Origin of the sequence: Chloracidobacterium sp. (genome assembly GCA_016711345.1) — a bacterium.
Taxonomy (GTDB): Bacteria; Acidobacteriota; Blastocatellia; order Pyrinomonadales; family Pyrinomonadaceae; genus OLB17.
Map to the genome: position 1 here is coordinate 366,134 of JADJTD010000001.1, position 15,601 is coordinate 381,734.

General features: G+C 50.7%; 7 protein-coding genes. 5 read left to right on the forward strand and 2 right to left on the reverse strand.

Features of this window, described 5'->3' with window-relative positions:
* Positions 1 to 17: 17 nt before the first annotated feature.
* From IPL32_01515 to IPL32_01525, 3 genes are all read left to right on the forward strand, one after another.
* Complete coding sequence (locus IPL32_01515) at positions 18 to 2,054, forward strand: hypothetical protein (GenBank protein MBK8464485.1); 2,037 nt, start codon at positions 18 to 20, stop codon at positions 2,052 to 2,054.
* The gene (locus IPL32_01520) at positions 2,051 to 3,658 is read left to right on the forward strand and encodes an aminopeptidase P family protein (protein ID MBK8464486.1); all 1,608 of its coding nucleotides are present in this window, start codon (positions 2,051 to 2,053) and stop codon (positions 3,656 to 3,658) included. The genes IPL32_01515 and IPL32_01520 overlap by 4 nt, the downstream gene beginning before the upstream one ends.
* A 108-nt stretch (positions 3,659 to 3,766) precedes the next feature.
* Positions 3,767 to 4,744, forward strand: a complete 978-nt coding sequence (locus IPL32_01525; protein MBK8464487.1) for a diacylglycerol kinase family lipid kinase — start codon at positions 3,767 to 3,769, stop codon at positions 4,742 to 4,744.
* 205 nt (positions 4,745 to 4,949) lie between these two features.
* Here IPL32_01525 and IPL32_01530 read toward each other — a convergent pair whose 3' ends face one another.
* Both IPL32_01530 and IPL32_01535 read right to left on the reverse strand, forming a co-directional pair.
* Complete coding sequence (locus IPL32_01530; GenBank protein MBK8464488.1) at positions 4,950 to 8,537, reverse strand: lamin tail domain-containing protein; 3,588 nt, start codon at positions 8,535 to 8,537, stop codon at positions 4,950 to 4,952.
* Between the two features lie 595 nt (positions 8,538 to 9,132).
* Positions 9,133 to 10,920: an SLC13 family permease gene (locus IPL32_01535; GenBank protein ID MBK8464489.1), complete on the reverse strand. Its 1,788-nt coding sequence runs from the start codon at positions 10,918 to 10,920 to the stop codon at positions 9,133 to 9,135.
* 391 nt (positions 10,921 to 11,311) lie between these two features.
* Here IPL32_01535 and IPL32_01540 point away from each other — a divergent pair, with 391 nt between their 5' ends.
* Both IPL32_01540 and IPL32_01545 read left to right on the forward strand, forming a co-directional pair.
* On the forward strand, positions 11,312 to 12,676 hold the full coding sequence (locus IPL32_01540) for an FAD/NAD(P)-binding protein (protein MBK8464490.1): 1,365 nt from the start codon (positions 11,312 to 11,314) through the stop codon (positions 12,674 to 12,676).
* 18 nt (positions 12,677 to 12,694) lie between these two features.
* The gene (locus IPL32_01545) at positions 12,695 to 15,523 is read left to right on the forward strand and encodes an AMP-binding protein (protein MBK8464491.1); all 2,829 of its coding nucleotides are present in this window, start codon (positions 12,695 to 12,697) and stop codon (positions 15,521 to 15,523) included.
* The last annotated feature ends 78 nt before the right edge of the window (positions 15,524 to 15,601 follow it).

Below are 15,601 nucleotides of genomic sequence, written 5' to 3' on the forward strand. Positions count from 1 at the left end.
GTTCTTACCAGAGAGTAATGCGGTTCCGCCCAAGTAAAAGTCCAAACATCAAAACTCCAATATTCGCGGCGGCGAGTCTGTTTTTGTTTGCATGTCTCGCGGCAATCATTTGGTTTTGGTGGCCTTCGGCAAATGATATTGCTTCGCTCCGCTTCGTTTCGACTGTCGCCGGGATAAATGGAGAATTCGGGGAACCATTTGGCATCGCGGTCAACGGCAGCAAAATCTACGTTTCTGATGGCCTCAACGGAAAGATATTGATTCTTTCGAATAGCGGTAAACTCATTTCGGAAGAAAGCGGTTTGGATACGCCTTCCGGTATTGCGTTCGGCAGCGACGGCCATTTAGTGGTCGCTGATTCAGGCCGCCATGTAATTTACGGGCTCGATCCTAGCCCTACTATTATCGCTGGAGTTCCCGACAAAAAGGGTTTTGCCGACGGCGACTTGTCATCCGCTCTTTTCAACGGACCTACCGGTATTGCCGTCGCGGGTGACGGAAAAATATACGTTGCCGACGCATATAACGACCGAATCCGCGTTATAGAAAATGGTCAAGTCTCAACCGTCGTCGGCAGTTCGCCTGGTTATGCTGACGGAGTTGGCGCGGATGCTAAATTCCATACGCCTTGCGGCATCGCTGTCTGGCAGGACAAACTTCTTGTCGCCGATTCCGGCAATCGGCGGATCCGCGTTATCGAGCCTGACGGGCGCGTCTGGACACTGGCTGGCAACGGCGACCTGGATCTAAAAGACGGAGCGTTATTGGCTTCATCTTTTGTCCAACCGACCGCGGTCGCCGTTTACAACGATCAGTTAATCTTTGTCGCCGATGGCAATGCGATCCGGCAAATCGGCGGGCATGTGATTCCCTTTGTCGAGACGATCTCAAACGAAACTCGCGGGATCAAAGACAGTCAAGCAGCTCGCGCACGTTTCAACAGACCGTCGGGTCTTGCGGTTAATAGCTCCGGTGAATTGCTCGTTGCTGACAGCGACAATCGTCTTATCAGGCGATTTAGCTCGCGAAAGTCAGGGCATGAGATAACCGCTGATGAAATAGCAGCTCTTCGAGACAAGCCTGAAGAATTTCGCACATTGCGGCCGGCTCGATGGCCCTATGATCCGCCCGAAAACAAGCGCGACATTGCCGGAACGCTTGGCGAAATTCGCGGTGAAATTCCCGAGACTAAACATCCCGCCAGATTCCACAACGGGCTCGACATCGCCGGTGCGTACGGTGAAACAGCTAGATTCGTTCGCGACGAAAAAGTGCTTCATCCGGTGGCGGCAGAAAATTTCGGCACCTTGCGCGAACTGCTCAGAATGCCGACGCTCGGCTATATTCACATTCGCTTGGGCCGCAATGTGTCATCAGTTCCATTCGGCGACGAACGTTTTCAATTCGAAAAAGATGCCGCCGGAAAATTGACCGGCGTTCGAATTCCGCGAGGCACAAAATTCAATGCAGGTGAACCGATCGGCACTTTAAATCAGATGAATCACGTCCACTTGATCGCCGGCCGGAGTGGTTCAGAAATGAACGCACTTGATGCTCTTATTTTCCCTAATTTAACTGATTCGAGGCCGCCAACAATTGAAAAAGTTACGGTCTTCGACGAAAATTGGCACGAAATCGAAACCGAAGCGAATAACGCCCGTATTAAACTGTCAGGGAAAACGCGCGTCGTCGTCCGTTCGTATGACCAAGTAGACGGTAATTCCGATCGTCGGCGGTTAGGTATCTATCAGATCGGTTATCAGATATTACGAGCGAACTTGCCGGTTGCTAACACTAAATGGCCAATCAGATTTGACCGTATGCCGTCGAGCGATGCTGTAAAATTGGTTTACGCCGATGGCAGCAAGTCGGGAGCAACCGGCGAAACGATATTCAACTATATCGCTACAAACTATGTTGACGGCGATGAATTTCACGAGGACTTGCTTGACGCCGCATCGCTTGAGAACGGCGCTTATACATTACGAGTTTTCGCCGCCGATTATTTTGGCAACACGTCTTTCAAAGACGTTAATTTTGAGGTACTAAGATGAAAAGAATATTCACTATAATTTCTCTGTTCGCATTTATGGCAGTCGCGATGCCGCTCAAAGCTGCAACGGGCCCGACATCGATCCGCGTCGCTCCGCCCGCTCCAAAGTTCTCTGATGCCGAACGCCAAAGTGAGCTTGCTCGCCGGCGTGCAGCGGTCGCTGCAAAGATGGCGGACAAGAGCGTACTGATACTGTTCTCAGCCGAGCCGCGACTCTACACGAACGATGTCGACTACGTTTACCGTCAAGAGAACAATCTCTATTATCTTACGGCCCTCAAACAAGACGGAGCGACGTTTGTTATGACAAAAGACGGCGGCAATGTGACCGAAACTCTCTTTTTGCCAAAACGCGTACCGCTTCGCGAAGCTTGGGAGGGCAGAATGTATTCGCGTGAACAAGCGATGAATATTTCCGGCCTGAAGAATCTTGTCGATTCATCCGAGCGCGATGCCTTCTTTCAATCCTTAAAGGAAAAGAAAGCGTTTGCCTCAAAAGATGGCACCGCCTCGATCTCGACCGGTGCAGAAACGATCTATCTGCTGCTGCCGGAAGGCCCTCAGGACCGCGACGGCATGCGTGAATTTGCCGTTGAAAACACATTCTCAAAAGATCTCTCAGGCTACAAAGTCGAAAACGCGCAACCGATCTTTGCCCAGCTTCGCCATATCAAATCGCCTTACGAAATGAAGATTCTTCAACACGCCGTTGATATTTCTAATGAGGCTCACATGCGTGCTATGGCGACCGTCGGGCGTGCAAATTGGGAATACGAGGTTCACGCCGAGGTCGAATACACATTTCGCCGCCGCAATGCTGATTTTTGGGGTTATCCGTCGATCGTCGGCTGCGGTCCCAATGCAACGACGCTCCATTATGTAGAGTCGCAGAGCCCTGTCAAAAAAGGCGAGCTGCTTCTTCTTGATGTCGGTGCGGAATACGACCACTACACCGCCGACGTGACCCGCACATTTCCGGTCAACGGCAAATTTTCAAAAGAGCAGGCCGAAATTTATCAGATCATTTACGACTCTCAGGAAGCCGTTGCAAAAGCAACCAAACCAGGAACCACATTTGGTAATTTAAGCGCTGCCTCACGCGGCGTCATACAAACCGGCCTTGCAAAACTTGGCCTGATCCCTGCTGCTGACGCAAAGGTACAGATGCTTTTCAACGACCAACTGATGGAGGTTCCTGCTTCCAGCGTTTGGAACATTCACGGCCTAGGACATTGGCTCGGGATGAACGTCCATGACGTCGGCGATTACGGTGCCCCGCTGAAAGCCGGCATGGTTTACACCAACGAACCGGGCATTTACATTCGCGAAGACGCACTTGCAAATTTGCCTGACACACCTCTAAACCGCGCCTTTATCGAAAAGGTACAGCCGCTCTTCGAAAAATATAAGAACATCGGCGTCCGTATCGAAGACGACATGGTAGTAACCGAAACCGGCGTAGAATGGATGACCAAAAATCTGCCGAGATCTACCGCCGACATCGAGGCGTTCATGGCGGTCGCTCCCAAACAAGTGACTCTGAGCGAACGGATCAGAAACAATCCGGCTCGCGTTTTGTTTGACCACACGTTTGCGATTCGTTGAAAGATAGCCCAATGATTCACGTTCTTTAATAGCGGTTCTTGTAGCCGCTATTTTTGTGCCTTTGACTAGACGGGCGCGATAGCCTCAAAATCTAGTTTAGGTAATATTTTGTCAAAGAACAATACAATCTCAGACGATCTGTCCCTGCCGCTGGTTATCGTCAATCCGAAATCGGCGTCCGGCTCGACGCGTGAGAAATGGTCGCAGACGGCGAGCGATCTGCGGGCTCACTTTGGGCCGTTTAACGTCACGTTCACAAAGAGCCAAGGCGACGGGATCGACCTCGCCGAACGTGCCGCTAACTCCGGCAGGCGTTTTATCATCGCATGCGGCGGTGACGGAACTATCAACGAAGTCGCCAACGGCATTCTGCGTTCGGGCAAAGATGCCGAGCTCGGCGTCTTGCCTTCGGGCACCGGTGGCGACTTTCGACGGACTCTAGGATTGCCGCTGACCAACCGCGAAGCTGCGGCCGCTCTTCGTGACGGCGAAACCCAAAAGATCGATGTGGGCAAAGTCACTTTTCTCGATCATGACAACAAAACCGTCTCACGATATTTTCTCAACGTCTCGTCATTCGGCCTCGCCGCGTCTATCATCAAGCGGGTGAAATCAGCAAAGATATTTGACTGGCTGCCGATAGACGGCGTCCGAGGCCGGGCAAATTTTGCCGCTTCGACACTTCGCGAGGTCCTCGAACTCGATCCGACAACCGTTCGCGTTCGGATCGACGACAAAGAAGAAAAGGCTCTGCAAACAATAAATTTCTGCATCGCCAACGCCCGATATTTCGGCGGCGGTATGATGATCGCTCCCGATGCCAAGATCAACGACGGCCTCCTAGACGTAGTAAATATCGGCGACATCAGCACCGCAAAGATCATCCTGAACGCCTACACCCTATATCGCGGCACACACACCGCCCTCAAAGAGGTCAAAAGCACTCTCGCCCAAAAAGTCGAAGTCTCCGCCCTCGATTCGCAGACAGAGATCCTCCTAGAAACCGACGGCGAACTCCCCGGCAAACTCCCCGCTACCTACGAGATCATCCCAAACGCCCTACACATCCGCGTCCCAACAAGCTAAGTCGCAAAACAATCACAGAATCGCGCCGACTGACCCAAATTTTTGTTACTAATTTTTATTATCAATGCAAAAGCCCGCACGTGTCAGAACCGGGAGCGGTAGCGACTGGGTTCTTTTTCTCTTTGCAGAAGCCCGCACGTAAGTAAGCGCGATACACTCACCACCGAATGTATCGCCCCTACCCATTTTTGCGACTCCACGAACTCTAGAACAGTTCGATCTTTCCGTCAGTCACGGCAACTCGCGGCTCGCCTTCATTAAACATTATCCGCTCAAACGAGATCGGCGACACCGAACCCGATGTGCCAACAGAAGTAAATCTGAGATTCAACAAAACACCATCGCCATCTATCGGATAAGCCCCATAAACAACAACCCTCAAAAGCCCCGGCTCAATCGCATTCGTCACAACCGAAAGCCCGCGACTGACTGTTCCTGCAACGTCAACGGGATCGACCATAGGCTGCATCACCGTAGGATCATATCGAAGATCAAACTCATAAGAGAACACTCCCTTATCTGCAATGCCATCAACATTCACCGGAACAACGATCTCCTTTTCCGCTGCCGTCAAAACTTCCTGAACCGTAACGTTGATCGGTCTCGCCATTCTGTAGTTGTCTTCGCTATCCACTGTTCTCGCCGGTCTTGCTGCTGTCGGGTTCCAGTTTCCCGTGACCTCGCCGACAAGAATGCCTATATAATCCTGTCCGGTCTGCACGCCGATCGGGTCCGTGTAGATTCGAGTCGTCGGTGACGCTCCGATCGGGAACGTAGGTTGTGATACGCCCGGAACAAAGAATCTCCATTGATTTGTAAGCCCAATGGGCGGCCCGAGCGCCGTCACAAACCTTGCGAGCTGCGCAGCGTCGGTTGAAGAAAGCGCTCCGTTGTTAGTAATGTCCGCAGCGATCTTCTGCCGGTCGCTGGTGATGAACAGCGTTCCCGCAACATGCTGCGCGATCCTCGCCGCGTCGGCTGACGAGACGCCGTTCTGTCCCGTTGTTTTGGCGAGTGAGACTGTATAAGATCCGGAACCAAAACCGGTCAATATGTACTGTCCGGCAGTCGGACCTGGAATACCAGTAAATGCGGTAACATTTGGCGAACCGGCACCATTGACGGTTGCATTTGAGATGAACTTCGTCGTTGGCGAAGCCGGATTGCCGTATGTCACAGTTCCGCTGATCGACGGCGTTTCCGCAGGCGTTGGAGTATTTGTAGGTGTCGGCGTGTTTGTAGGTGTTGCGGCAAACAGTTCGTCGGCACCTATATCAACAATGCCTTCCTGCGGCCGGGTGTCACCATCAAAATCTGTTGCAAATCCAAAAGGACCTCCGGCGTTTCTTGCGGGTGAAGCATACTGAATATGCGGGTCATTGGCCGAATCTAAAAACAGCGGGTCTGCCTCGATCGAATTAAAATCCTGCGTGGTCGCAACCTGCCATCCTAGTAGGTTAGCGTAGTCAACACCCGCTCCGCCCGCGAGTGAACCTCTTCTAAAGCCGCCGTCGTTCGCTCCTGATGACCAAAAGTCGTTGTAGTTAAAACTGTTGGTACTGTAGGAACCGCCAAACCGGGTTCCGAGCGCATAGCTTAATGCGTTCGCTCCACCGCTCGATGTCTGACTCGTGTAAAAGACATTGTTGACAACCGATAAACTGGGACTATTACCTGCGGCAAATGCAAAACTTGGAGCCTGATTTATTGCGGATCCGCGATCACCAGTCATTGAGACCGAATTATGGGCAAACTCTCCCTCCGTATTATTCGCTGCATAGATTCCAGCAACAATTTCAATACCGGTGGCATTTGATATTACGCCGCTGACCATATTGTTGAAGACCTGCGCCGTTCCGACCATAGCTATGCCTACCGCACTTCGTTCATTCGTATGCTGAACACCATGGACCTTATTACGATAAACCTCAGCGTTGGTAACATTGTTGGAGGCAGACACATTGTTTGAGATCGACAGCAATCCGAGGCCGATTCCTATAACATCCTGAGTGGTACTTGAATCGATCCCGCCGATGCTGTTTTCATAGATATATATTGTGTCCTGATTGCCCACAGTGATTCCCGCACGACGGATACCGTCTGCGCCTGTGCCCGTGATGTCATTCCCCCTTATTTGATTGAATTGGTTTATATCGTCTCCGCTGAACCAGATCCCAATGATCGCGCGGCGGAGGCTGCAATTTTCAACCGTGTTGGAATTGTTGGCCGCGCCTTGTGTTCCGCCGGTTGCTCCGCCAACGGCTATCAGATAGCCAGTTTGATCCGGGCTGCTGCCGTGAACGTTAAGGTTTTTGATCACACTGTTTTGTGCGCCGTTTGGGCCGGCATCCAGGATGATCACACTCGACGTGGTCGTGACATCTGTATTTTCGATAGTCAGCTCGCGAATAGCAGGATTACCGCCGACAACTCCTGTGACAACGCTTCCGTTCGTGGAGCCGTCGATGGTTACGTTATCGGCGCCGTTCAAACGAATAATCCCAGTCGCTCCCGAACCTGTTATGGTCCTAGCGGCACCGGAAGGCTTGATCAAAACTGTGAAGGGCGATGCAAATTCGTTGAGTGCTACAACACCATTCTCACCGCTCAGATCGGATGTAATATTGATCGTCACATTGCCCGTGACAAATGAGGCATTGATCGCCTCAAAGATGCCGCCCGGCATTGTCAGGGATGTGTACGTTTCCCCTGTCCCGACGTTATAACTGCCCGAAAACGGTGTGCTTGTTGCAGTTGCTGTTGGTGTTCCCGTTAAGGTCTGTGTTGGCGTGTTAGTCGCTGTTGCACTGCCGGTTGGCGTGTGCGTCGGTGTCGGCGTCGGGCTTGTTCCGACTGCACAGCCCGAGTTCGATGAAATATTTACTTCACCTGGCGAGATACAGCGGAGCGACAGATCAACGTTATTTGAATCAGTGTCTGTTCCATCCGGAAACCGCGAAAGGCCAATAGCCGCAGTTACGCTGTCATCCATCAAACCCGTTCCCGAACCTTCGGTGTATGGAGCGCCGGTGTCTCCCTCATAGGAAACGGCGTCAACGAGATCGCCCGAAATGCGCACTCCGATAGCGTCCGGAGCGCCATTCTGAACGATATTTGTGCCCGGCGTCAGATGAAGATCGCAATTCAGCACCGTCGCTCCATCACCACAGATAACATAATAGTCACCCGGAGCCAGATCGACATTTGGCAGATCGATAGACTGATAAATTGTGGGTGAAGCCGCGCCATTTACCAATTCAACCACAACCGGATCGAGGTTTATTTCCACACCACCGACATTTTTCAACTCAATGAACTCGCGGTCATCCGCGCTCACCGTGTCGTAATCGATCTCGTTGATGACAAGCGTAGGTGCCGGTCCTGATACGTTGACGTCCGCCGTCATAAATGGATGTATGCTGCATATATATGGAAACAGGCCCGGAGTGTTAAAGGTAAAGCTGAACATTTGTCCAACTGAGATGACGCCCGAATCCCAGATGGCGGTATTGCTGGTTGTAGTGTGAGCTCCGCCGTTATTTGTCCATCTCACAGTATCGCCGACATTGATGGTCACATTGGGTGGAGCAAATGCGAAGCTCGAGATGCCCACGTCCACCGTCACCGGGCCACCGTGCGGCGGACGGACAACAGGTTGTGCGGACGGAGAAACAGGCAGTGCATTGCCACAGAAAAGATCTGTATAAGCGACGGAAAAATTAACGGGTTTGGAATTTGCAGCGGCAATGGCTGCCGCGAAGCAAATGATTATTGTCGAAATTGCCTGTTTCATTGACGGGTCTCCTATTTGTTTTTTGGAATGAACAATTCACGCTCGTCAGAAAACCTATCGGTCATCTCAAAAAACAGCAAAGAAGATCGGCCTGAGAACGCTTATTAGCCAATGATGTTATACCTGAATTACAGTTTTTACAAGTAAAATATCGTATTCGGCGTCGAGAACGACTGTAACGAATGGAGTGACGATACTGGATGGAAAAGGTTAATGAAGAGAACGACAGAACCTGAATGGAGACTTTTTTAAAAAAGCCAAAAAATCGCCTTTCACCCGATAACTTTTTGGGGGTCTCCGATGGCTTTTAGGGGGGTCTCCGATGGCTTTTTGGCACTCAAAGGTGGCTTTTTGGCAAAAAGAAAATCCTCAATTCCAACAAGTACAATATATTCAATAACTTAACACTGACAGCATAACCCCACACTTTAACTCGGTCAGAATAGCCGCATTCAAAAAACATCGATTTTGCTAACAAATCACAACAATGTGGCACGTGCCACATTTAAAAACTGGTCAATTTAGCGCAATTTTTGAAAATCATTTTTGAAAATTTTAGAACCGATCCTTTTTCGATTTTTGATTGGAGTAGAGGTCAGAGCTCCCAGAATATTGGCACCAAGATCATTGCCACAACGAAAACGATCACAGTCAGGATCGAGCCTATCTTTACAAAGTCCAGAAATCTGTATCTGCCCGGCGAATAGACGAGGACGCACGCGGGTTCAAGCGGTGTTATGAAGGAAAAGCTGGCTGCATAAGTAATCGCGACAATAAATGTTCTTGGGTTGACGCCGAGAGCGATCGCCGCTTTGACAGCGACCGGCAGAACGACGAGGGCAGCAGCCTGATTCGACATAGGCTGAGTGAGTCCAACCGTCAGCAGAAAGAAACCGGCAAGCACCGCAGTTGGCCCAAGCACGCCCAGATTATCGACAATGAACGCTGCTAAAAATTTATCCGCGCCAGTTGCCTCCATCGCGACACCAAAACTCATCATGCAGGCGATCAATACCAGCACTCGAAAATTTACTAGCGAGTATAGCTCGCTATGTTTCACAGTTTTGGACACAAGCAGCAGCATTACGCCGCTTAGCACTGCGATTGCCAAAGGTATCTCGTAGCCGAGAACTACCTTTGTCATCGAAAGCCCAAGAAACAAGAAAAAAGCTGCGATGGCCCATTTTCGCTTCTCAAATCGTGTATTGACACTCGTAACGTCTTCCAATACGAGCACATCGTTATCCGCAACTAACAGGTCAATGCCCGCACGTCTGCCCTGAACAAGCAGCACGTCGCCAAAGTTGAGCGTCACATGGCTTAGCTTATTCATAACCGTTCGGCCATGGCGGTTTATGGCAAGTACGGTCAGATTGTAACGGTCGCGAAACTGGAGAGTCTTTAATGTTTGCCTGGACAAACGCGAGTCACGCAACACAAGCACTTCAAAAAGCTCAACACTGCCGCCCTCAAGATCAGTGTCGCTCAACATAAAGTCCGGCTTGATCTCTAATCCCGCTTCCTCTTTTACGCGAAGAATGTCGCTTAATGTTCCCTCGACGATAAGCGAATCACGGCGTCTGATGCGTTCCGACGGACTGGGAGCATTTATTCTCTCGCCTTCTCGAAAGATACCCAACACATTGAGGTCGAGTTTTTGATTTAGGTCCGCTTCTTCGATGGTCTTTCCAACAAGAGGCGAATCCGGCAAAACCAGCAGCTCGGAAATGTACTCGCGCATCTTGTACTGCTCGGTCAGTGACTCTTCACCGCCGCGACTGGGCAGCATATGACGGCCTATCGTGAGCATATAGAGCATCCCCGCAAACAAGGTCACAAGCCCGACCGGCGCAAGCTCAAACATAGAAAAAGGCTCTTGTCCATACCGCTGGATAGTTCCGCTTACGGCTAGGTTTGTCGAGGTGCCAATAAGCGTGCAGCTTCCGCCAAGTATCGCTCCGAATGCGAGCGGCATCAGTAGTTTCGAGGGTGGAATTTTTGCTTTCGCTGCGAGTCCGATGATGATCGGCAGAAACATTGCAGTGGTCGTCGTATTCTTTAGCACCGACGCGCTTGCCGCTGCCGAAACCATTATGAGAGCGGTCAGGACAAAAACATTGTCGCCGGCCAGTCGATGCATACGCCGCCCGATCAGATCGACAACGCCAGTTTTTGCCAAACCGCCAACCAACACAAAAAGGCCGCCGATCGTAATGATAATGTCGTTTCCAAATCCCGCAACTGCTTGTTGCACTGTCAATACTTGAGTAAGGACAAGAGCCATTACCAATAACAGCGCCACTATATCCACAGGGATCTTCTCTGTCGCAAAAAGTATGATCGCGACAAGGAGCAGAATTAGCGTTATGGCAATTGGCGACATAGATTCGGCTAGGCTTTCGATTCGGACGATCTTTAAATTAACTGATAGCTGTATTCTATCATCTTGCCTTTTGCATATTCTTGTCGAGTAAGAAAACGCTATGAAAAATCTAATTCTTGCCTTTCCTGATATCTTTCCGTTAAACTTTTATTAAATAACACGCCGAAGTCACTATCTCTGGGAGATCGCGACGCGGGGGAACCAAAGGTTTTGCATTTTGCAAGACAGGGGCGTATCTGGTTTACAGGAGAAGACTTCTTCGCTTCCAGCCCGACAGCTAACCTCGTAGGCATAACGAAGAAGGACACCAACGGTTTTTGAGGTTGTGAAAAGTGTGCTTCACAACCTCTTTCTGTCTTTAGCAAGAGATATACGCCCGGCAAGTCGATTTATGAAACGAATCACGATCATCGGCGGAGGAGCAAGCGGCACGCTATTGGCCGTTAATCTAATGCAGAATGCCGGTGACTCCCCGGTCGAGATCAATTTGGTTGAAAGCCGTAAACGGATCGGCCGTGGGGTTGCGTTTGGAACCAGTCATGACACGCATCTGTTGAACGTGCCCGCTTTTAAGATGGGAGCTTTTCCCGATGACGTAGAGCATTTTCACAAATGGCTTATCGAAAAAGGACACACATTCGACGCTCATGATTTTGTTCCACGCAAAATGTTTGGTGAATACCTGCGCGAACTCTTCTCAAAAACCGCTGAAACAGTTGGCAGCAATGTGCGGCTCAATCTGATCGATGACGAAGCCGTTGACCTTTCGGTAAATGGTGATTCTGCCGAGCTTATGCTGAAGTCAGGCGAGATACTGCCATCCAACAAGGTCGTGCTTGCGTTCGGCAATTTTGATCCTCCGCAGCCGAATGTCGCGGACCGCCAATTTACATCGGCTGACAAATATTTTGTCAGTGCTTGGGACGCACGGCTTTTTGAAACTGTAGCCCCTGACGATTCAATTTTCATAATTGGCACCGGCCTGTCGATGGTTGATGTTGCTCTTCATCTTCACAAACACGATCACAAAGGCAAGATCACGGCGATCTCGACGCGAGGTTTGCTGCCAACGGTGCATAAACTTGGATATACATATCCCTCTTTTTACGACGAACTTAGTTCTATGGACCGCATAACGGATATTCTCAAATCCGTTCGCCGCCACATCAAATATGCCGAAGCCGATGACAGCAATTGGCGTGCGGTGATCGACAGTCTACGGCCCGCAACGCAGAGTTTGTGGCTGCAATTGCCCATCGCAGAAAAACGCTATTTTATGCAGCATCTAAGCCGATATTGGGATGTCGCCCGTCACCGAATGCCGCCAGAGGCCGCTGTGATCTTAGACGAAATGCGGGCAAGCGGAAAACTTGAGACGCTGAAAGGAAGACTTAAATCTATTACGCATGCTGATTCGGGACAATTTGAGATCGTTTACACCACTATTGATATGGAACACAGCGTTTCCGCAGATGCGGTTGTGAACTGTATCGGCTCGCATAATAATTACGCAAAGCTGGATTCTCAATTCGTCAAAAATCTAATTGCACGCAAACACATCCGCAACGACGAGTTGTCTCTCGGCATCAAAGCATCACCAAACGGCTCGGTGCTTGATAAAAATGACCAATATTCCGATGTTGTCTTCACGCTTGGCACGGCTTTGAAAGGGGTTTTGTGGGAATCAACCGCCATTCCCGAGATCCGTGGCCAGGCACGTGACCTTGCACTTAGATTGCTTGCGGACGTAAGATAGTCGAACCCAACGATCAACATGTCTGAAACATTTTGTAAGATGCTAATAGCATCGTTCGAGCAGCGGCCTGATAAGGTAGCTATGCGCGTTGTCGGTGACGACAACGAAGTATATACGTTTGCCGAAATGCTGAGCAAGATCCGCTCGGTCGCCTATCGCCTCGGCCAGGAAAATGTCGCGTTCGGCGATCGCGTGGCTTTGATCGGCGAAAATCACCCTTCGTGGGCCATCGCATATCTTGGGGCCATTTATCATGGTGCCGTTTGTGTGCCCCTCGACCCGCACGGCGAGATCGAAACGATCACCAATTTCCTCGAAAATTCCGAAGCAAAAGTAGTGTTCCTTTCGCCCGACCAAACCGAACGTTTCTCGCAGATCGAAGAAAAACTCGGCCGGCATATACCTGCGATTGTCTGGGAAATTGATTCACCGCAGAGTCACGGAGACGCAGAGAACCAAGATGAAACTTCCTCCGCGTCTCAGCGACTCGGCGTTTCAAACGGATTTCATTCATTTTCCGATTGGGCTAATACTGATTTCCCCGAAAGCTTCGCAAATGAAGTCCCAAGAGCAGAGGGTGACGACATCGCTCTGCTTATGTACACAAGCGGCACGACCGGCACGCCAAAGGGCGTTCCGTTGACACACGGCAATATTGTAGGCGAGCTTTCGGGTGTAAACGACGTTCTAAAACTCTCGGACAAAGAACGGATCCTTAGCCTGCTTCCGCTTTTCCATGCCTATCTTCAGATCGTAAATCTCTGGGTCGCTACCACGTTCGGCCCGCAGGTCGGTTATCTCAAAGAACTGACGCCCGCCGAATTGAGCGAGTCGATGAAGATTTTCAAACCGACTATCCTGACGACGGTTCCGCGGCTTTGGTATCTCTTTCACAAAAAGATCTTCGACGCTGTCGCCGCAAAGCCGAAACCCGTGCAGATGCTTTTCCGCTCAATGTTAAAGCTGAACGGGATCAGTCGCGACACGCTCGGGGTCAATCTGGGCAACAAATTGTTTGGTCAGGTCCACGAATCATTCGGCGGCCAGCTACGCATCGCGATCTCCGCCGGTTCGCGTTTTGATGATGCCGTCGCCGCAGATTTTCATCGTCTCGGCTTTACCATAATCCAGGGCTATGGCCTGACCGAAACAAGCGGTGCCGCGACCGCGACATACGAAGACGACAATCGCGTCGGCAGCGTCGGCAAGCCGATGAAAGGCGCCGAGATCAAGATACTCGATCCCGACAAAGACGGCGTCGGCGAGGTGCTGATACGCGGCACGATGGTCTTTGACGGATATTTCCGCAATCCGACAGCAACCGCCGAGGCCTTTACCGAAGACGGTTGGTTTCGCAGCGGCGATCTTGGCCGTATCGACAAAGACGGATTTTTATACATCGTCGGTCGCGGCAAAGACGTCATCGTTCTGCCGTCCGGCAAGAATGTGCATCCCGAAGACCTTGAAGTTCACTATCTAAAATGCCCACTCGTCGCTGAACTCGCCATCATCGGAGTCGCCGACGAAAGCGAAGCCTTTGCCGGTGCGGAAAAGCTGGCCGCCGTCATTGTTCCGGATTTCAGCTATCTCAAACAGGCAAAGATCGCCAATTCCAAAGAGGCAATCCGCCACGAGCTCGACAGCCTCGGCCGCGAGCTGCCCGAATACCAGCGTGTCCGCGACTATATCATCCGCTCCGAGCCGCTGCCGCGAACTGCGACGAATAAAATCAAGCGTTTTCAGCTAAAGAATGAGGTCGAGACCGGCGAGATCGCCGCCGAAGCTAAAGAAGCAAAGACGTGGGAACTGACCGCCTCCGACACTGCAATGCTCGAAACAAACGCGGGCAGATCCGTCGTCGAGGCGATCAAGCAGAATGCAAAAGACCTTGAGATCGTCCATCCCGCGATGAATCTAGAGATCGATCTAGGCCTCGACAGCCTTGCCCGAGCCGAGACGTTCGCGGCGCTCGAACAGGCATTTTCAACCGAGTTTGTAGGTGACGAAGCCGCTCAGGTACTGACCGTCGCCAATGTCATTGAACTCGTCAATAGACATGGCGGTGAGACCACCGAAGCTGTCTCCGTCGATCTGAACTGGGGCAAGATCGTCCGCGAAGCCGATGACGATTTCCCCGAAGTTCAGGGCATTTTGAAAGACAGGCCTGTTTTCTCGATATTCGCTTTTGCAGTCTATAAGTGTTTTCACCTATTCTTCCGTGTCTTCACACGCCTAGAGGTTTACGGCCTGAACAATTTAAAAGAACTCTCAAAACTCAACAAACTCGGTAAACTCGAGAACCCCTTCCTGATCTGTCCAAATCATCAGAGCTTTCTCGACCCATTCGTGATCTGTTCGACTTATCCGTTCGCTCTGTTCAAGAATATCTTCCACGTCGGTGCAAGCGAATTTTTCAACAATGCGTTTATGCGTTTTGTCGCCAAGATGCTAAACGTCGTTCCCGTCAACCCCGACACCGAACTAATGCGTGCGATGAAAGCCGGTGCCATCGGCCTTAAACACGGAAAGATACTGAATATTTACCCCGAAGGCGAACGGGCCTTCGACGGCGAACTGCATAATTTCAAAAAAGGTGCCGCCATCTTAGCCACCGAACTCGACATTCCCATCGTTCCAATTGCGATAGACGGCCTCTACAAAGTCTGGCCACGCAAATCATGGCGTATTCGCCCAGCAAAAGTGAAAATGACGATCGGCACTCCGTTCTACGCAAAGGATGTGATCGGCGTCCATGGTCTGAAGATGTCCGACGACGATAAATACTCTGCTGTCACTTCCTATCTAAAACAAACCATAGCCAATGCGGTCAATGACATGCGAAAATAGAAGAGTCTATGTCACTCTTTTCTTTTAGGTTGATTTAGGCGAAAATTTTATTGGATCGACCAAAGATAAAGGTGGTTT